General features: G+C 60.7%; 16 protein-coding genes. 7 read left to right on the forward strand and 9 right to left on the reverse strand.

What is annotated here, in order from left to right; all coding sequences use genetic code 11:
- Positions 1–29 precede the first annotated feature (29 nt).
- Positions 30–1,532, reverse strand: a complete 1,503-nt coding sequence (gene proP, locus ACTJLA_RS16830; RefSeq protein WP_014718644.1) for a glycine betaine/L-proline transporter ProP — start codon at positions 1,530–1,532, stop codon at positions 30–32.
- Positions 1,533–1,902: 370 nt separating this feature from the next.
- Between proP and ACTJLA_RS16835 the strand changes: the two genes are divergently transcribed.
- Complete coding sequence (locus ACTJLA_RS16835; protein WP_314543212.1) at positions 1,903–2,433, forward strand: GNAT family N-acetyltransferase; 531 nt, start codon at positions 1,903–1,905, stop codon at positions 2,431–2,433.
- Positions 2,434–2,576: 143 nt separating this feature from the next.
- A complete protein-coding gene (locus ACTJLA_RS16840) occupies positions 2,577–3,980 on the forward strand; it encodes an MFS transporter (RefSeq protein WP_060764253.1) in 1,404 nt (467 codons plus the stop codon).
- On the opposite strand, the gene ACTJLA_RS16845 is transcribed toward ACTJLA_RS16840, so the two are convergent.
- Complete coding sequence (locus ACTJLA_RS16845) at positions 3,967–4,812, reverse strand: alpha/beta hydrolase (RefSeq protein ID WP_314543216.1); 846 nt, start codon at positions 4,810–4,812, stop codon at positions 3,967–3,969. The two genes, ACTJLA_RS16840 and ACTJLA_RS16845, sit on opposite strands and share 14 nt — an antisense overlap.
- A 20-nt stretch (positions 4,813–4,832) precedes the next feature.
- Complete coding sequence (locus tag ACTJLA_RS16850; protein WP_314543218.1) at positions 4,833–5,792, reverse strand: DMT family transporter; 960 nt, start codon at positions 5,790–5,792, stop codon at positions 4,833–4,835.
- 92 nt (positions 5,793–5,884) lie between these two features.
- On the opposite strand from ACTJLA_RS16850, the gene ACTJLA_RS16855 reads away from it, so the two are divergent.
- The gene (locus tag ACTJLA_RS16855; protein ID WP_314543220.1) at positions 5,885–6,793 is read left to right on the forward strand and encodes a LysR substrate-binding domain-containing protein; all 909 of its coding nucleotides are present in this window, start codon (positions 5,885–5,887) and stop codon (positions 6,791–6,793) included.
- A 30-nt stretch (positions 6,794–6,823) separates the two neighbouring features.
- Here ACTJLA_RS16855 and ACTJLA_RS16860 read toward each other — a convergent pair whose 3' ends face one another.
- From ACTJLA_RS16860 to ACTJLA_RS16870, 3 genes are all read right to left on the reverse strand, one after another.
- Positions 6,824–8,116, reverse strand: a complete 1,293-nt coding sequence (locus ACTJLA_RS16860) for a PQQ-dependent sugar dehydrogenase (RefSeq protein ID WP_014718638.1) — start codon at positions 8,114–8,116, stop codon at positions 6,824–6,826.
- Positions 8,113–8,538 carry a DUF2231 domain-containing protein gene (locus tag ACTJLA_RS16865; protein ID WP_054921373.1) on the reverse strand — a complete coding sequence of 142 codons (426 nt, stop codon included), beginning with the start codon at positions 8,536–8,538 and terminating at the stop codon, positions 8,113–8,115. Before ACTJLA_RS16865 ends, ACTJLA_RS16860 begins: the two co-directional genes overlap by 4 nt.
- 88 nt (positions 8,539–8,626) lie before the next feature.
- Complete coding sequence (locus ACTJLA_RS16870; RefSeq protein WP_314543225.1) at positions 8,627–8,950, reverse strand: hypothetical protein; 324 nt, start codon at positions 8,948–8,950, stop codon at positions 8,627–8,629.
- A 223-nt stretch (positions 8,951–9,173) separates the two neighbouring features.
- Between ACTJLA_RS16870 and ACTJLA_RS16875 the strand changes: the two genes are divergently transcribed.
- The 3 genes from ACTJLA_RS16875 to ACTJLA_RS16885 are packed head-to-tail and all read left to right on the forward strand — an operon-like array spanning position 9,174 to position 10,889.
- Positions 9,174–9,653 (forward strand): ATP-binding protein, encoded by a 480-nt coding sequence (locus ACTJLA_RS16875; RefSeq protein ID WP_314543227.1) that lies wholly within the window; start codon positions 9,174–9,176, stop codon positions 9,651–9,653.
- Positions 9,650–10,447, forward strand: a complete 798-nt coding sequence (locus ACTJLA_RS16880; protein WP_314543229.1) for a nucleotidyltransferase domain-containing protein — start codon at positions 9,650–9,652, stop codon at positions 10,445–10,447. The genes ACTJLA_RS16875 and ACTJLA_RS16880 overlap by 4 nt, the downstream gene beginning before the upstream one ends.
- Positions 10,440–10,889, forward strand: coding sequence for an NUDIX hydrolase (locus ACTJLA_RS16885; protein WP_314543232.1), 450 nt, complete (start codon positions 10,440–10,442; stop codon positions 10,887–10,889). Before ACTJLA_RS16880 ends, ACTJLA_RS16885 begins: the two co-directional genes overlap by 8 nt.
- 109 nt (positions 10,890–10,998) lie before the next feature.
- Here the strand turns inward: ACTJLA_RS16885 and ACTJLA_RS16890 are convergent, their stop codons facing one another.
- A complete protein-coding gene (locus tag ACTJLA_RS16890) occupies positions 10,999–11,577 on the reverse strand; it encodes a cysteine hydrolase family protein (protein ID WP_057975776.1) in 579 nt (192 codons plus the stop codon).
- A 164-nt stretch (positions 11,578–11,741) separates the two neighbouring features.
- On the opposite strand from ACTJLA_RS16890, the gene ACTJLA_RS16895 reads away from it, so the two are divergent.
- Positions 11,742–13,940, forward strand: a complete 2,199-nt coding sequence (locus ACTJLA_RS16895) for an OsmC domain/YcaO domain-containing protein (RefSeq protein WP_314543236.1) — start codon at positions 11,742–11,744, stop codon at positions 13,938–13,940.
- A 123-nt stretch (positions 13,941–14,063) separates the two neighbouring features.
- Here the strand turns inward: ACTJLA_RS16895 and ACTJLA_RS16900 are convergent, their stop codons facing one another.
- Together ACTJLA_RS16900 and ACTJLA_RS16905 are read right to left on the reverse strand one after the other, a co-directional pair.
- A complete protein-coding gene (locus ACTJLA_RS16900) occupies positions 14,064–15,230 on the reverse strand; it encodes a cystathionine gamma-synthase (RefSeq protein ID WP_314543238.1) in 1,167 nt (388 codons plus the stop codon).
- On the reverse strand, positions 15,227–16,603 hold the full coding sequence (locus ACTJLA_RS16905; protein ID WP_314543240.1) for a cystathionine beta-synthase: 1,377 nt from the start codon (positions 16,601–16,603) through the stop codon (positions 15,227–15,229). Before ACTJLA_RS16905 ends, ACTJLA_RS16900 begins: the two co-directional genes overlap by 4 nt.
- Between the last annotated feature and the right edge of the window lie 281 nt (positions 16,604–16,884).

Consider the following 16,884-nt stretch of genomic DNA (forward strand, 5'->3'; position numbering starts at 1 on the left):
GCAGGCCGCGACCACGCACAGTCAGGTTATTAGTTGATGCGCGGGTGTTGCTGTACCAGGTTTTCCCGCTTGGTTTGCAGCGCGGCAATCTCGGCATCGATGTCTTCGATTTTCTGCTCGATATTGTCGTGATGCTCCTGCAGCAGCTCCTTGGCTTCTTCCATGTCGGAAGCCGCCGGGGCCGCGCCACGCAGGGGCTTGTTGGCGGTTTCCTTCATGGTCAGGCCCGTGATCAGGCCCACCACTGCAAACACCATCAGGTAATAGGCGGGCATGTACAGGTCGTTGGTGCTCTCCACCAGCCAGGCCACGGCGGTCGGCGTAACACCGGCGATCAGTACCGAGACGTTGAAGGCGCTGGCCAGGGCGCTGTAGCGCAGGTGGGTGGGGAACATTGCTGGCAAGGTCGACGCCATCACGCCGATAAAGAAGTTCAGCACCACCGCCAGAATCAACAGGCCGCCGAAAATCAGGCCGGTCTTGCCACTGGTAATCAGCATGAAGGCCGGGATCGACAGGAACAGCAAGCCAATGCTGCCGGCGATGATGAAAGGCTTGCGGCCGATCTTGTCGCTGACAAAACCAATGAACGGCTGCACGAACAACATACCGACCATGATCGCGATGATGATCAGCACGCCGCTGTTTTCGGCATAGTGCAGGTTGTGGGACAGGTAGCTCGGCATGTAGGTGAGCAGCATGTAGTAGGTCACGTTGGTGGCCGCGACGATACCGATGCAGGTCAGCAGGCTGCGCCAGTGCTTGGTGGCGATTTCCTTGAACGAGACTTTAGGGCCGTGGCTCAGGCCTTCGCGGTCACCCTGTTCGAGTTTGTCGACATGCTGTTGAAACGCCGGGGTTTCTTCCAGCGCGTGGCGCAGGTACAGGCCGATGATGCCCAGGGGCAGGGCGAGGAAGAACGGCAAGCGCCAGCCCCAGGCCTCGAATTCGGCTTCACCGAGCACGGTGGAGATCAACACCACCACACCCGCGCCGAGCACAAAACCGGCGATGGAGCCGAAGTCCAGCCAACTGCCAAGGAAGCCGCGCTTGCGGTCCGGGGCGTACTCAGCCACGAAAATCGACGCGCCGGTGTACTCGCCGCCCACCGAGAAACCTTGGGCCATTTTGCACAGCAGCAACAGGATCGGGGCCCAGATGCCAATGGAGGCATAGCCGGGGATCAAGCCGATGGCAAAGGTGCTCAAGGACATGATCACGATGGTGGCGGCCAGAACTTTTTGCCGCCCGTACTTATCGCCCAGTGCGCCGAAGAACAAGCCGCCCAGCGGGCGAATCAGGAAAGGTACGGAGAAGGTGGCCAGTGCTGCGATCATCTGCACGCTGGGGGAAGCGTCGGGGAAGAACACCTTGCCCAGCACATAGGCGACAAAGCCATAGACGCCAAAGTCGAACCATTCCATGGCATTGCCAAGTGCGGCGGCGGTGATCGCCTTGCGCATCTTGTTGTCGTCGACAATGGTGATGTCTTTCAATCCGATGGGTTTGACGCGTTTTTTACGTAGTTTCATGCGGGCCACTCAAAAGCTGAACAGGGGAGGTGCCATCGCTACGATGGCACCGCTCTGTCAGTTCAGATACAAGTGGACACGAAATAATTCACCGCTTTGTGTATTTTTTATCGCATGGGATGAAACGTCGGTTTTCGAGGCTTATGCATAACTAGCGGCAAAACAGATCAAATGTGGGAGCTGGCTTGCCTGCGAAAGCGGTGGTTCAGTCAAAAATTCAGTGCCTGGCACTCCGGCGAGGTGACGAGGGCGGCTGTACTGTTGGCATTTGTGTTGTCTGACCTATCGCCATCGCGGCCTCGCTACAGCTCGAGCACTCCCACAGGGGGGTTGTCATTGGCAATCAGGCAAAACAGGGAAGTCATTTTAAATGCCAAGCAGTCATTCACGCCTTACCTACCGCCAACCACGACCCGCAGACGTTCAGCGATTGTTCGCGATCTTCGGCGATCCACAGACCAACCTGTTCAATCCTGCCGGCCCGCTGCCCAACCTGGGGGCGGCACAACGGCTCTTGGATCACTGGCTGGAGCAATGGGCTTCCCAGGGCTACGGCTGGTGGGCGATTGCCCGCAAAGAGACCCCCGACCACATCATCGGGTTTGGCGGCATCGCGCCCCTTAATTACCTGACGCAGCGGCGCATCAACCTTGGCTATCGTCTGGCCGTGGAGGCCTGGGGGCAGGGGTATGCCACTGAGCTGGGTCGTGACGCCCTGGCGCTCGCGTTCGACACGCTATCGCTACCGGAAGTCTTCGGGTTAGTGCGGCCCGATCATGCTGCGTCGATCCGCGTATTGGAGAAGCTCGGCATGCAACGCTTTGGCCTGCTGGATGATGTCCCCGGTCAAGCGCCCAGCCTAGTGCTCAGGGTTTGTCGTCCTACAACTTCACAGCACTGACATTTTTCGAATTCACGTAAATACTGGATAAGCGGCAATCTTTGCGATTGACACTGCGCGGGCGTCTCGCTATAAAACTTGCAGTTGTACGACGACATATGACGTTACATATGTCCTACCTAACAAAAATAAAAAGTGATGCCATGAATCTGAACGAGCCCATCAGTGCCCTTCGTGTCGGCCAGGCGGTCGGCAGCTATCGCTGGACGATCTGCGCGATGTTGTTTTTCGCGACCACGGTCAATTACCTCGACCGCCAGGTGCTCAGCCTCTTGGCACCGCAACTGTCAACGCAGTTTGGCTGGAGCAACACCGATTACGCCAACATCGCGGCGGTGTTCCAGTTTGTCTACGCCATTTCCATGCTGTTTGCCGGGCGCTTCGTCGACAGGATCGGCACCAAGGCCGCCTATATGGTAGCCATTGGCATCTGGTCCACTGGCGCGATCATGCATGCGTTTTCGGTGCCGATGGGCGAGGGCATCGCGGCGGTCAGTGGTGCCATTGGCCTGGCCGTAATCCCGGTGTCCATTGCCGGTTTCATGCTCTCAAGGGCTGTGTTGGCGATTGGCGAAGCGGGTAACTTCCCGATCGCGATCAAGGCCACTGCCGAATATTTCCCCAAGAAAGAACGCTCCCTGGCCACCGGCATCTTCAATTCCGGGGCCAACGTCGGTGCGATCCTGGCGCCAATCTGTGTGCCACTGATTGCTGGTATGTGGGGCTGGGAGGCAGCGTTTATGGTCATTGGCATGCTGGGTTTTGTCTGGGTAGCCGTGTGGGCCGCTGTGTATGAAAAACCGGAACAGCAAAAACGCCTGTCACCTGAGGAACTGGCCTACATCCGTAGCGACCAGACCGTACAACCATTTACCCCGGCACCAACGGGCACCGCAGGGAAGAAAGTCTCCTGGTTCAAACTATTGACCTACCGCCAGACCTGGGCGTTTGCCTTCGGCAAGTTCATGACAGACGGCGTGTGGTGGTTTTTCCTGTTCTGGTTGCCCACCTACCTGTCTGCCCAATACGGCATGAAAGGCGCCGATATCGTGATGCCGCTGGCGGTGCTGTACAGCATGACCATGGTCGGCAGTATTGGCGGCGGCTGGTTCCCCAGCTACTTCATGGCGCGCGGCGATGCCCCCTATGACGGGCGCATGAAAGCCATGCTGGTGATTGCGCTGTTCCCGCTGGTGGTGTTGCTGGCGCAGCCGTTGGGTTACCTCAGCTTCTGGGTGCCGGTGCTGCTGATCGGTGTGGGCGCTTCGGCACACCAGGCGTGGTCATGCAACATTTTCACCACCGTATCCGATATGTTCCCGCAGAAAACCGTGGCCTCGGTGGTCGGCATTGGCGGCATGGCCGGTGGCCTGGGTGGCGTGCTCATGACCAAGATCGGTGGCTGGGTGTTCGACTATTACAAGTCCATCAACGACATCCATACCGGCTACATGATCATGTTTGCCATCTGCGCCCTGGCTTACCTGGTGGCCTGGAGCGTGATGAAGACGCTGGTGCCGCGCCACAAGGAAATCACTGACCTGTAACGCCACCTAGAAAGGTCATCAAGGCAGCGGTGATGACCTCAGGCGCGTCCTCTTGCACCAGATGCCCCGCACGCGGGACGCGCAGGTAGCGTGCACCTAATCTACCTGCGAGCGCGTCGCCCTGTGCCACGTTGATCCATTGGTCCTCCTCTCCCCAGAGCAATTGCACCGGGCAACGCAGCCCGGTGAGCCGGTCTTCAATCTGGTCGGTATAGCGCTGGTCCATTTGCGCAATCTGGCGATAGAAGGCGGGCTGGCCAATCTCGCCTGTCCAGGGCGTGACGTAGGCGAGCAGCACCTCGGCAGGTAGCGGCGTGAAGGCGGCGCCCTGTAGATAGGCACGCACAATCGCCTCATGGATATAGGCCGGCGCGTCGCTGAAGGCCTGTTCATGGCGGCGCACATGCTGCACCAGCGGCGAACCCCAGGGCGCCATGGCGACGGGGTCGATCAAGGTCAGGCTGGCATAGTCGCAGCCATCGAGCAGATGCGAGCGCAGTGCCGTGGCGCCGCCAAAATCATGGGCCAGCACATGGGGGCGTTTCAGGCCCCAATGGTGTAGCAGTGCGGCGAGCAACAGGTTTTGCACGCCCAGGGACACGTCCTGGCCCGGCGCCTGTTCAGACTGGCCATAGCCAAGCAGGTCGTAATAGAACACGCGGTACTGCTGGGCAAACAAGGGCGCGATACGCCGCCACACATGGGAGGAGAACGGCGTGCCATGCACCATCACCAGCGCCGGCCCCTGGGTACCCAGTTGGCCCCAGCGCACGGCTTGAGTGCGGAAGTCAAAGGTGTGGGGCAGTGCCAGTGCGTCGTTTGAATGGGTCATGGTTGAGTCTCCCCTAAGGTCTAATGAGTTGTGGCGGGTTTTGCCTGCGCCAGGAGGATACGAACCGCCATGACCACGCCGACGAGCACGGCAGCCAGGCCCACGGCTTCCATTGGCGTCGGCCAGCGCTGGTGAAAGCCTAGACCGAGCAGGCTGGCGAAGAGTGATTCCATGGCAATCAACTGACCGCTCAGTACCATGGGCAGGCGCCGCGTTGCCGCATTCCAGGCCCAGGCGCCGACCACCGTGGACATCACCGCGATGCCCAGGCTCCAGGCATACAGCGGCCATGCCTGGCTCCAAGCCGCGCCAAGGGTCGGCAACCGGAACAAGCCCAGCGCGTATAGCCATGGCAGCAGGCACAGCGCCGCGCCGCCTGCGCCTACCAGCATCAGGGCAGTCCACAGACCGGTTGCGCTGGCTGGCAGGCGCGCCAGTTGCTGTTGATTGATGACGCTGAACCCCAGCCACAAGGCCACTGCGCCCAGGGAGAAGCACAAAGCCGCCAGCCAGGAACCGGTGCCGGAGGCGGGCAGTTGGAGGCTGCTGACCGTGGCCAGCAACAGCCCCATGGTGAGGCAGGACAACGGCATCACCAACTGGCGCCATTGCAGGGTCTTGTGACTGGCGTTGCCTATCAACGCCAGTAGCACCGGGACCATGCCGACAAACGCTGGCGTCAGCACCGGGCCGCCGAACTTCACGCCGGCAGCAATGCACGCGCCATAACCGAGGCAACCCAGTGCGCCCAGTGCTGCCGCCAGTACGCACTGGCCGGTGCTGAGTACACTCAATTGCGCCCTGCACACCATGATCCAGACGAGACCCAGCCCACCGGCCATCAGAAACCGTACGGCCATCAAGTCGTAGAGGCTGTAGACGCCGGTGACGTAGGGCGCAATGAAGTTCAGCGCCCAGCCAAGGGTGGCGACAACGGCAAATATCACACCGGTAAAGAGTGAGGTGCGGGCGCTGGTCATCAGGCTGATCCATGAAGTGAGAGATTCATGGTGCCCAGCGCGGCGGGTGTGCTACAAACGAGTTTTCAGCCTTGGATGCATAACCACAGATTATGAATGCACTTGGCAAAACCTTACCGCCTCTGGCCAGCCTCCTGCCGTTTGAAGCGGCGGCGCGCCTGGAGAGTTTCTCCAAGGCGGCCGATGAATTGCACATCACCCAGGCAGCGGTCAGTCGGCAGATCCGCGGGCTGGAGGACAACCTGGGGGTCAAGCTGTTTTGTCGGCGCAACCGTGGGGTGTTCCTGACGCAAGAAGGGCGTGAGCTGGGGCGGGTGGTCAGCCTGGCCTTGCACAGCATCAGTGAGGGCGCGGTCAGCCTGAGAACATCGCCCCAGCGAAATCGCGTGGTACTGCTATGCCAGCTATGCGAGGCGTTCTATTGGTTGATGCCGCGTCTCGCGACCTTCCACCAGCAATACCCGCAGATCGAGATCCAGGTGGTGACCTGCACGCGGCCGATCACCCAGTTCGACGGGCATTTCGATGTGGCCCTGCAAAGTACCCGGCGCGCCAGTGGCAGCCATACGCTGATGTTCACCGCCTCCGACGAGGTGTTCCCGGTGTGCAGCCCCAGCTACCTCTGCCCGGAACAACCGTTATCACTGGCTGAATTAAAGCCCTGCACCTTTCTGCACCACAGCTCCGAGCCTCCGCATTTGATGGAGTGGAATGAGTGGCTGCAGATGTTCGGCCACACGCTGGCCAGGGATGCACGCAGTGCCACCTTCGACAGTTACCCGCTGATGTTGCAAGCCGCCGTGGAAGGGCACGGTATCGCCATGGGTTGGCGTCGTACCGCAAGCCGGCTGATAGAGAGTGGGGCGCTGGTGCGGCCCTGCGCAGAAAGCGTGTTTTTGCCCGAGGCTATTTCGGTCTACAGGCAGCAAGGGACGGGCAGTCGGGAGGAGATTACGGCGTTGTTGGCCTGGCTTGACGCACAATTGCAGAGTGACGGCTGACAGGGGCGTTGCAGCCCCTGTCATCTGCGGTTATTGGTTACGCGTGACGCGCCAGATCGTATTGGCCAAGTCGTCGGCAATGATCAGCGCGCCTTTGGGGTCCACCGTCACCCCCACTGGACGCCCACGGGTCTTGCCGTCGTCGCCGCGGAAGCCGGTGGCAAAGTCGATGGGCTCGCCCGCCGGTTTGCCGTTGCTGAACGGTACGAAGATCACCTTGTAGCCCACTGGGTTGTCACGGTTCCAACTGCCGTGCTCGCCGACAAACGCGCCGTCAGCGAATTTTTCACCCATGGCAGGGATGGAGAAATCCACGCCCAGCGCGGCCACATGGGAGCCCAGGCTGTAATCGGGTTTGATCGCCGCAGCCACCTTGGCCGGGTTTTGCGGTTGTGCGCGAGGGTCGACGTTCTGGCCCCAGTAGCTGTAGGGCCAGCCGTAGAAGGCACCTTCACGCACCGACGTCAGGTAGTCTGGCACCAAGTCGGGGCCGAGTTCATCGCGCTCGTTGACCACGGTCCACAGTTGCCCTGAGCCCGGTTGGATGGTCAGCGCCGTCGGATTGCGCAGGCCCGTAGCGTAGGGCTTATGCGCGCCGGTGGCGGCATCGATCTGCCAGACCATTGCGCGGTCGATCTCCACTTCCATGCCGCGTTCGGTGATGTTGCTGTTGGAACCGATGCCCACGTACAGCTGACGCCCGTCGTCACTGACGGCCAATGACTTGGTCCAGTGATGGTTGATCTGCGCCGGCAGGTCGGTGACTTTGACGGGCGGGGCGCTGGCCTTGGTTTGGCCGTCGGCGTAGTCAAAGCGCACCAGTGCGTCCTGGTTGGCCACGTACAGTTTGCCGTCGGCGAATGCCAGCCCGTAGGGAGCGTTGAGGTTGTCGGCGAATACCGTCTTGAGTTCATAGGTGCCGTCACCGTCGGCGTCACGCAGCAGCGTAATGCGGTTGCCGCCCTTGACCTTGGTGTTGCCCTGGGCCTTGATCACACTGGCGATCACGTCCTTGGGCTTGAGTTTGGCCGCACTGCCGCCACGGCCTTCGGCCACCAGGATATCGCCGTTGGGCAGCACCAGGGTCTGGCGCGGGATCGCAAGGTCGGTGGCGATGGCGGTGACGCTGTAGCCTTCGGGTACCTTGGGCTTTTGATCGCCCCACGGCGTGGGCTCGGCAATCTTCATGCTCGGCAACAGGCTGCTTTGTTGTTCGGGCAGCTTGGGGTCAGGGCCGCGCGCCTGGGTCTTGTCACCTTCGCCGCCACAGGCACTCAGCAACAGGGCGGCGCTGAGCAGGGTCAGTGTGTTGAGTGGTTTCATCGGGCAGCTCCTGAGCGCAGGTTGGTCAAGCCGATCCAGGTGGCGACAATCGCCAGCACGGTGACGATCGCCGACAGCACCAGGCCAGCAGGCATCATGGCGTAGGCATCCTTGGCATGTTGAAAGGCGTTCACCAGCCCCAGCACCCAAGTGCCCAGCAACAGCAGGAAGTACGCCACCGGGCGCCCGCCCTTGTGTTCGGCGCGCACCAGGTTGACCAGTGCAAACAGCAGGGCAAAACCACAGAACACCAGCGCCCCGGCGATCAGCCAGGACGCAAAATTGGCCCATTGGATCTGGTAGGTCTGGCCGTAGGCGATATCACTGAGCAAGGCCCCGAGAAACAACGGCACGGTGCCGGCAAGCAAAGTGCCATGCAACGGCCCAGGCCTGACGACGGGGTAAGTGGAGAGGGTAGTCATGTTGGTGGCGGCTCCTTATCGTTCTGCACCCTGGGCTCAGGGCGCGCTGACTTCGCATAGGAAAGGAGCATGGCACTTGTAAGAAAGTTCACTGGGATGGCGTGTCGAGGTGTTTCTCGAACCATGCCCAATAGGGCGTATTTTTGACCTGGCGGCGGTTGTAATCCGGGCTGCCATCGCCCCACCACACAGGGCCACGCTCGCCCAATGCCACCTTGGCACGCTGCACCCGTTGCCGGGCGGCGTTCAAGGCTTCGGGGTCGGCGCTGCCCTTGGCTGACTTGACCGCCCGGCGTGCATCCATCAATTCATTGACCCAGTATTGGCGCGTCGCTTCATCCAGCGCCGGATTGGTAGAGCGCCACAGCTGCCCCTTGACCACAAAGTAGCGACCGTCCCGGGTGCTAAGCATGGTGCCAGCGCAGCACTCGCAGCACACCCCATAGCATCGAAATCACAATCGCCATCCAACCGGCAAACAGACTGAAGAGTGTCATTGCAAGGTTCATCACCACCTCCAATTGCGTTGTCGTCTCCTGATAAGTGACCTCGCTCGGGAACGAGGATTCAACTGGATGTGTTTACGATAATACCTGCATGACTCATCCTGTTGGGCTCCTCCAAGGAATCGTTTTATGCCAACCCTGCACCTGTTATGCGGCAAGATCGCCTCCGGCAAGTCCACACTCGCCAAGACCCTCGCCACCGAGCACGCAGCCATTGTGCTCAGCGAAGACCAGTGGCTGGCCAGTCTCTACCCTGGTCAGATCCAGAGCATTGCCGACTACCTGCGCTGTGCCCAGCAGGTTCGTGGAGTACTTGAGCCGCTGGTGATCGATCTGTTGGCGTGCGGCGTCAATGTGGTGCTGGATTTTCCGGCCAATACCCTCGCCAATCGTCAATGGTTACTCGGCCTGGCCCAGGCAGCCAAGGTGCCGCACTGCCTGCATTACCTGGAGCTGGACGATGCCACCTGTCGTGCGCGCCTGCATGCGCGCAATGCCCGAGGTGACCATGATTTTGCCGCCACTGATGCCGAGTTTGACCTGATCACTCGCCATTTCAGTGTGCCGAGGGAAGAGGAAGGGTTGGTGATTGAGGTACATCGCCCGTGACTACCCAAAAACCTGCAGGCATCGATGCCGACGGCTATATCCTTACCGTCGCTGATGGGCCTATACAACCCGAGTTCCAGCCCCTGCTGACGGACATCTGCGCTACCTTGTCCCGGCCTGAGCTGGGGCTGCACGGGATCTACCTGTATGGCAGCATCGCACGGGGCGAAGGTGAGATCGGCATTTCTGATCTTGACCTTTCCCTGATACTGGTCGAACCACCGAATGCGCCGGTGCTTGAACAATTGGAGTCGGCCCGACTCGCTTTGGAGCAACGGCATCCGAGCGTCACCAAGATCGACTTCGACATCGGCCACCGCGCCCAAGTGTTGACGCCTGAAAACCTAAACAGTTGGGGCTTCTGGCTCAAACATCATTGCCGCTGTCTCTGGGGCGAAGACCTGTCACTGCACGTCGAACCGTTTCGCCCGTCCCGTGCCATCGCCCTGGCGGTCAACGGCGATTTTGAACAGGCGCTCACGGCGTACCTGTTGCGCATCGAACAGGCCAGTACTGAACGCACACGGCTTGACCTGCAGCGGGAAGCATCGCGGGCCTTGATCCGCGCTACCCACACCCTGCGAGCCGAGGATGCGCAAACCTGGCCGCAAACCCTGGAAGACTACGTCGGGCTGTTCGTTCAGCATTACCCGACCATGCGCGTGCAAATCGCCTACTTCCTGTTTGAGGCACGCAACCCGAGCGCCGAGGGCGAGGCATTTACGACACGCCTACGGGCATTTTTGAGTTGGATGGTTTCGGCTCTTATAGAAAGGAATCAATCAGATGCGTGAACGCAAAGCCGCACGATTACTGGTCATCAACCCTGCACAGCAAGTGTTGCTGTTTCGCTTCGTGCATAACGTCGGCGCCCTGGCCGGCCAGGATTACTGGGCCACGCCCGGCGGTGGCGTGGAGGCGGGGGAGAGCTTTCACAGCGCCGCGATTCGTGAGTTGCGCGAAGAGACGGGTATCACGGTCAGCAGCGTTGGGGAATCCGTGGCAGAGCGTAGTTTCCCGTTGATGTTACCCAGCGGTGAAACCGTGTTGGCAGTAGAGCGGTACTTCGTTGTGCATGCATCCAGCGACGCGCTTTCCAGGGCCGAATGGACAGTAGAGGAGACCCAGGTGATGGCGGATCATCATTGGTGGTCGGCAGAGGCGCTGCTCGCGACGAGCGATACGGTATGGCCGCAGGCGTTGCCGCAAATGCTGGAGGATGCCGGGGTGTTTTAGCCGTTTTCCATGAACGATGGGGGCAGGCGAATCGGGGCCACATTTAGGCACGCGGCGGCTTTAAGGCCGTCACGGGAGCAAGCTCCCTCGCCACAGGTGCAGCATTGCATCAAAAAGCGCATCGCGGGTTACATGGATCTAATATTTCCCCGGTATTGAACACCCTTGCATAGTCCATCGCCAGGTTACTGAGCGACAACGCATGCACATCCTCTGCGGCCCACAGCCGTCCCGACAAGTCGGTTTGATCGAAGGTAAAACAGGCATCCGCCGCCACGATCACGTCGAACCCCAGGTTGCCGCCCGAGCGTGCGGTGGATTCCACTGAATTGTTGGTGATGACCCCGACGATTACCAACTGCTGGATCGAGCGCAGGTGCAGCCAGCGCTCCAGGCCCGTGGCGCTGAATGCATCCGGTACGTTTTTTTCCACCACATGCTCATGGGCCAGAGGGTGCAGCGCATCCTGGAACTCACAGCCGGGCTGGCCTGGCCGGAACACCGAAGCGCCAGAGCGGGAGATATGCCGCACATGAATGATCGGGCGTTGCGCCTGGCGCCAGGCATTGAGCAATTGCTGTATGTGCTGCTCAGCGTCTGGGTTGTTGCGGCGGCCAAGGGTGGGATCGGCCATGCCTTTTTGCATATCGATGATCAACAGTGCGGCGTTCGGCGCTATCGGTTCCATGGCCTGTCCTGGCAGTGGTGAGCATTATCTAACTGGAGCAACGCGCTCCCACAGGGCGGACATTAGCACCGATCAGCAGCCCATACGCAAAACCCTGAGACTTCCCGGCGAAACGCTTCATAATGGCGGCCAATTTGTTTAGCTCGTTATTCTGGTGTGCCCGCATGGAAATTAAGGTCAACTTTCTCGACAACCTTCGGCTTGAAGCCAAGTTCGATGACTTCACGGTCATTGCCGACCAGCCCATCCGCTACAAGGGCGATGGTTCGGCACCGGGGCCATTCGACTACTTCCTGGCTTCGTCGGCGTTGTGTGCGGCGTACTTTGTGAAGTTGTACTGCCAGACGCGCAATATTCCCACCGAGAATATTCGCCTGTCGCAGAACAACATCGTCGACCCGGAAAACCGCTACAACCAGATTTTCAAGATCCAGGTCGAATTGCCCGCAGATATCTCCGACAAGGACCGCCAAGGCATCCTGCGTTCCATCGACCGCTGCACCGTGAAGAAAGTGGTGCAGGCCGGGCCGGAATTCGTGATTGAGGAAGTCGAGAACCTCGACGCCGATGCCCAGGCGCTGTTGATGCCCAACTCCACGTCCGCAGCAGGCACCTACATTGCCGGCAAGGACCTGCCGCTGGAGCAGACCATCGCCAACATGTCGGCGATTCTCGCGGGCCTGGGCATGAAGATCGAGATTGCCTCGTGGCGCAATATCGTGCCCAACGTGTGGTCGCTGCATATCCGCGACGCCCATTCGCCGATGTGCTTTACCAACGGCAAAGGCGCGACCAAAGAGGGCGCGCTGGCGTCGGCCCTGGGTGAGTTCATCGAGCGTCTGAACTGCAACTTCTTCTACAACGACCAGTTCTGGGGCGAGGACCTGGCCAACGCGCCGTTCGTGCATTACCCGGACGAGCGTTGGTTCCAGCCGGGACCCAACGATGAGCTGCCGAGTGAAATCCTCGATGCCTACTGCCTGAAAGTCTACAACCGCGAGGGCGAGCTGCGTGGTTCACACCTGTTCGACACCAACTCCGGCAACGAAGCCCGTGGCATTGTCTCCCTGCCGTTCGTGCGTCAGTCCGATGGCGAGGTGGTGTATTTTCCGTCCAACCTGATCGAAAACCTCTACCTGAGCAACGGCATGAGCGCCGGCAATACCTTGGCCGAAGCCCAGGTACAGTGCCTGTCGGAGATTTTCGAGCGGGCGGTGAAGCGCGAAATCATCGAAGGCGAATTTGCGCTGCCGGACGTCCCCGCCGAAGTGCTGGCCAAGTACCCGGGCATCCTGGCGGGTATCGAAGGCCTGGAAGCCCAGGGCTTTCCGGTGCTGGTCAAGGACGCGTCCCTGGGCGGTGAATTCCCGGTGATGTGCGTGACCTTGATGAACCCGCGTACCGGCGGCGTGTTCGCTTCGTTCGGCGCGCACCCCAGCCTGGAAGTGGCGCTGGAACGCAGCCTCACCGAGCTGCTGCAAGGCCGTAGCTTCGAAGGCTTGAACGACCTGCCGCAGCCGACCTTCGAAGGCCAGGCGGTCACCGAGCCGAACAACTTCGTCGAGCACTTTATCGATTCCAGCGGCGTAGTGTCGTGGCGCTTCTTCAGTGCCCAGTCGGATTATGAATTTGTCGAGTGGGACTTCTCCGGCCAGGGCGAAGACTCCAACGCCCAGGAAGCCGCCACGCTGTTCGGCATCCTCGAAGGCATGGGCAAAGAGTCGTACATGGCGGTGTATGAGCACCTGGGCGCTACTGCCTGCCGCATCCTGGTGCCGGACTACTCGGAAATCTACCCGGTGGATGACCTGATCTGGGACAACACCAACAAGGCGCTGTTTTTTCGCGAAGACATCCTCAACCTGCACCGCCTCAGCGAGGAGGAGCTGCAGGCGTTGGTCGAGCGTCTGATAGAAAGCGAACTGGACGACTACACCGATATCACTACGCTGATTGGCATTGAGTTCGATGACAACACCGCGTGGGGCCAGTTGACCATCCTGGAGCTGAAACTGCTGATATTCCTGGCGCTGAAGCAGTATGAAGAGGCCAAGGAATGCGTAGAGATGTTCCTGCAGTACAACGACAACACCGTTGAGCGCGGCCTGTTTTACCAGGCGATGAACGCGGTGCTGGAGATGGAACTGGATGAAGACCTGGAACTGGCTGACTACGAGGCCAACTTCCGGCGCATGTTCGGTAATGAGCGCATGGACGCGGTGATCGGCTCGGTCGACGGCAGTGTGCGCTTTTATGGGCTGACGCCGACCAGCATGAAGCTGGAAGGCCTGGACCGGCATTTGCGCTTGATCGATAGCTACAAGAAGCTGCATGCGGCACGGGCCAACATCACCCAGGGCTGATACACAATGATCGTTCCGACGCTCCGCGTGGGAATGCAGTCAGGGACGCTCTGCGTCCCCAAGCGTGACGCAGAGCGTCACCGGATGCGTTCCCACGCGGAGCGTGGGAACGATCAAATTGAGTTAGATGTGGGCCAAGGCTTGCGCCAGATCGGCGCGCAAATCCTCCACATCTTCAACCCCCACCGACAAGCGCACCAGCCCATCGCCAATCCCCAATTGCGCTCGCGTCGCCGCCGGGATGCTGGCATGGGTCATGATCGCCGGGTGCTCGATCAGGCTTTCCACGCCCCCCAGGCTCTCGGCCAGGGCGAAGATCTTCACGTTTTCCAGAAAGCGCGTCGCGCCGGCCAGGTCGCTGTTCAAGTCCACTGAAATCATCCCGCCAAAGCCGCGCATCTGCTGTTTCGCCAGGTCGTGCTGTGGGTGGGATTTGAGGCCCGGGTAGTGAACCCGTGACACTTGCGGCTGTTGCTCCAGCCAGGTGGCCAGGTCCAGGGCATTGCTGCAATGGCGCTCCATGCGCAGCGCCAGGGTTTTTACCCCGCGCAGGGTCAGGAAGGCATCGAACGGCCCGGCGATGGCGCCGATGGAGTTTTGCAGGAAGCCCAGGCGTTCGGCCAATTCAGTGTTATCACCGACAACAGCGATACCACCGATCACATCAGAATGCCCATTGAGGTATTTGGTGGTGGAGTGCACCACGATGTCGAAGCCCAACTCCAGCGGGCGCTGGATCCAGGGGCTGGCAAAGGTGTTGTCGGCCACGCAGATAATCCCGCGGGCACGGCAGATGCGGGCGACGGCGTGCAGGTCGGTCAGGCTCAGCAGCGGGTTGCTTGGGGTTTCGACCCAGACCATGCGCGTGTCGTCCTGCAATGACGCTTCAAACGCCGACAAGTCGCTGAGGTCGACATAGCTGAAGCGGTGCCCGGCACTGCGCTGGCGCACTTTGTCGAACAGCCGGAAAGTGCCGCCGTACAGGTCATTGCCCGAGACGATATGCGCGCCAGCATCCAGCAGTTCCAGCACGGTGGAGATCGCCGCCAGCCCCGAGGCAAACGCAAATGCCTGGCTGCCGCCTTCAAGGTCGGCCACGCAGCGTTCCAGGGCGAAACGCGTGGGGTTATGGGAGCGGCCATAGTCAAAACCCTTGTGTACGCCGGGGCTGTCTTGCAGGTAGGTGGAGTTGGCGTAGATCGGCGGCATCAGCGCGCCCGTGGTCGGGTCGGGTGACTGCCCGGCGTGGATCACACGGGTGGCAAACGCGCTTTTATCGGGCTGGCTCATGCAAGGGATCTCCGTAGGTGGTTAAGCAGATCGACGCGGGTGATCAGGCCGTGAAAGCCGGAGGCGTCGGCAATGATGGCGACCAGGCCGCGATCCAGTTCAGCCTGCAGTTCGGCCAGGCTGGCGTTGGGGGCCAGGGTGTGCAGGGTGTTGGTCATGGCGCTGGCGACGCTCATGGAAAAATCCGCGGCGTCGTGGTGCAGGCCCAGCAGGATGTCGGACTCGTCGATGACGCCCACCAGGGTCTGGCCATCGACCAGCACCGGCAGTTGCGACACATCCGCCAGGCGCATGCGCTGGAAGGCGGTGAGCAGGGTGTCGTCGGGGCTCACGCTGATCACGCGGCCGTCTTCGAAGCGGCGCGCGATCAGGTCGCGCAGGTCGCCGTAGTGCTTGTACTGCAACAGGCCCGCGTCATTCATCCACTGGTCGTTGTAAACCTTCGACAGGTAGCGCGTACCGGTATCGCAAACAAAGGTCACCACGCGCTTGGGCTCGGTTTGCTCGCGGCAGTAGCGCAAGGCCGCGGCGAGCAGTGTGCCGGTGGATGAGCCGCCGAGGATGCCTTCGGCCTTGAGCAATTGGCGGGCGTGGTCGAAGCTGTCTGCATCACTGATGGAGTAGGCGTGGCGCACGCTGGACAGGTCGGCAATCGAAGGGATGAAGTCTTCGCCGATGCCTTCAACGGCCCAGGAGCCGGGGGTTTCCAGCGTGCCGCTGCGGCTGTATTCGGCCATCACCGAACCGACCGGGTCGGCCAGCACCATGGCCAGTTCGGGTTGCACGCGCTTGAAGAACCGCGTCAAACCGGTGAGCGTGCCGGCCGAGCCGACGCCCACCACAATGGCGTCTACGTCGTGCTGGGTCTGCGCCCAGATCTCCGGCGCGGTGCTGGTCTCGTGGGCCAAGGGGTTGGCCGGGTTATTGAACTGGTCGGCGAAGAACGAGCCTGGAATATCTTTGGCCAAGCGTGCCGCCACGTCCTGGTAATACTCGGGATGGCCCTTGCCCACATCGGAGCGGGTGATATGCACCTCGGCGCCCATGGCCTTGAGGTGCAGCACCTTTTCCGTGGACATCTTGTCGGGCACCACCAACACCACCCGGTAACCCTTGGCCCGGCCCACCAGCGCCAGGCCCAGGCCGGTATTGCCGGCGGTGGCTTCAATGATGGTACCGCCAGGGCGCAAACGACCGTCGCGTTCAGCGGCGTCGATCATCGCCAGGCCGATGCGGTCCTTGATGGAACCGCCGGGATTTTGCGATTCAAGCTTGAGAAACAGCGTGCAGGGGCCGGTATCGAAGCGGCTGACCTTGACCAGCGGGGTGTTGCCGATCAGCTCAAGTACAGCAGGGCGTGAAGGGGTGGGCATGTCGTCTCCTGGTTACGGGATGGGCGCAGGGCGGGGGACAGCAAAAAAACAGCATGGCTTGGAACATAGGCCGGTATTGACGGTGTCGCAACCGGGCGTCCGTTGTATGACTTTTTTTGCCGCATGGGGGAGGGCGCGCAATCCAGATGTAGGAGCTGGCTTGCCTGCGATGGTCATAGGTATCTACACAAATTTGGTGCGACGCTGAACCTGTGGCGAGGGAGCTTGCTCCCGTGACGGCCTGACAGCCGGCGTCGATCTAACTAACGCGCCGCGATTCA

Source organism: Pseudomonas sp. 22072, from assembly GCF_052046095.1.
Classification (GTDB): Bacteria; Pseudomonadota; Gammaproteobacteria; order Pseudomonadales; family Pseudomonadaceae; genus Aquipseudomonas; species Aquipseudomonas paracarnis.

Bases quoted from the DNA above. Each gene is read 5' to 3' on its own strand.
- proP (WP_014718644.1), bottom strand. From the start codon at position 1,532: ATGAAACTACGTAAAAAACGCGTCAAACCCATCGGATTGAAAGACATC.
- ACTJLA_RS16835 (WP_314543212.1), top strand. From the start codon at position 1,903: ATGCCAAGCAGTCATTCACGCCTTACCTACCGCCAACCACGACCCGCA.
- ACTJLA_RS16840 (WP_060764253.1), top strand. From the start codon at position 2,577: ATGAATCTGAACGAGCCCATCAGTGCCCTTCGTGTCGGCCAGGCGGTC.
- ACTJLA_RS16845 (WP_314543216.1), bottom strand. From the start codon at position 4,812: ATGACCCATTCAAACGACGCACTGGCACTGCCCCACACCTTTGACTTC.
- ACTJLA_RS16850 (WP_314543218.1), bottom strand. From the start codon at position 5,792: ATGACCAGCGCCCGCACCTCACTCTTTACCGGTGTGATATTTGCCGTT.
- ACTJLA_RS16855 (WP_314543220.1), top strand. From the start codon at position 5,885: ATGAATGCACTTGGCAAAACCTTACCGCCTCTGGCCAGCCTCCTGCCG.
- ACTJLA_RS16860 (WP_014718638.1), bottom strand. From the start codon at position 8,116: ATGAAACCACTCAACACACTGACCCTGCTCAGCGCCGCCCTGTTGCTG.
- ACTJLA_RS16865 (WP_054921373.1), bottom strand. From the start codon at position 8,538: ATGACTACCCTCTCCACTTACCCCGTCGTCAGGCCTGGGCCGTTGCAT.
- ACTJLA_RS16870 (WP_314543225.1), bottom strand. From the start codon at position 8,950: ATGCTTAGCACCCGGGACGGTCGCTACTTTGTGGTCAAGGGGCAGCTG.
- ACTJLA_RS16875 (WP_314543227.1), top strand. From the start codon at position 9,174: ATGCCAACCCTGCACCTGTTATGCGGCAAGATCGCCTCCGGCAAGTCC.
- ACTJLA_RS16885 (WP_314543232.1), top strand. From the start codon at position 10,440: ATGCGTGAACGCAAAGCCGCACGATTACTGGTCATCAACCCTGCACAG.
- ACTJLA_RS16890 (WP_057975776.1), bottom strand. From the start codon at position 11,577: ATGGAACCGATAGCGCCGAACGCCGCACTGTTGATCATCGATATGCAA.
- ACTJLA_RS16895 (WP_314543236.1), top strand. From the start codon at position 11,742: ATGGAAATTAAGGTCAACTTTCTCGACAACCTTCGGCTTGAAGCCAAG.
- ACTJLA_RS16900 (WP_314543238.1), bottom strand. From the start codon at position 15,230: ATGAGCCAGCCCGATAAAAGCGCGTTTGCCACCCGTGTGATCCACGCC.
- ACTJLA_RS16905 (WP_314543240.1), bottom strand. From the start codon at position 16,603: ATGCCCACCCCTTCACGCCCTGCTGTACTTGAGCTGATCGGCAACACC.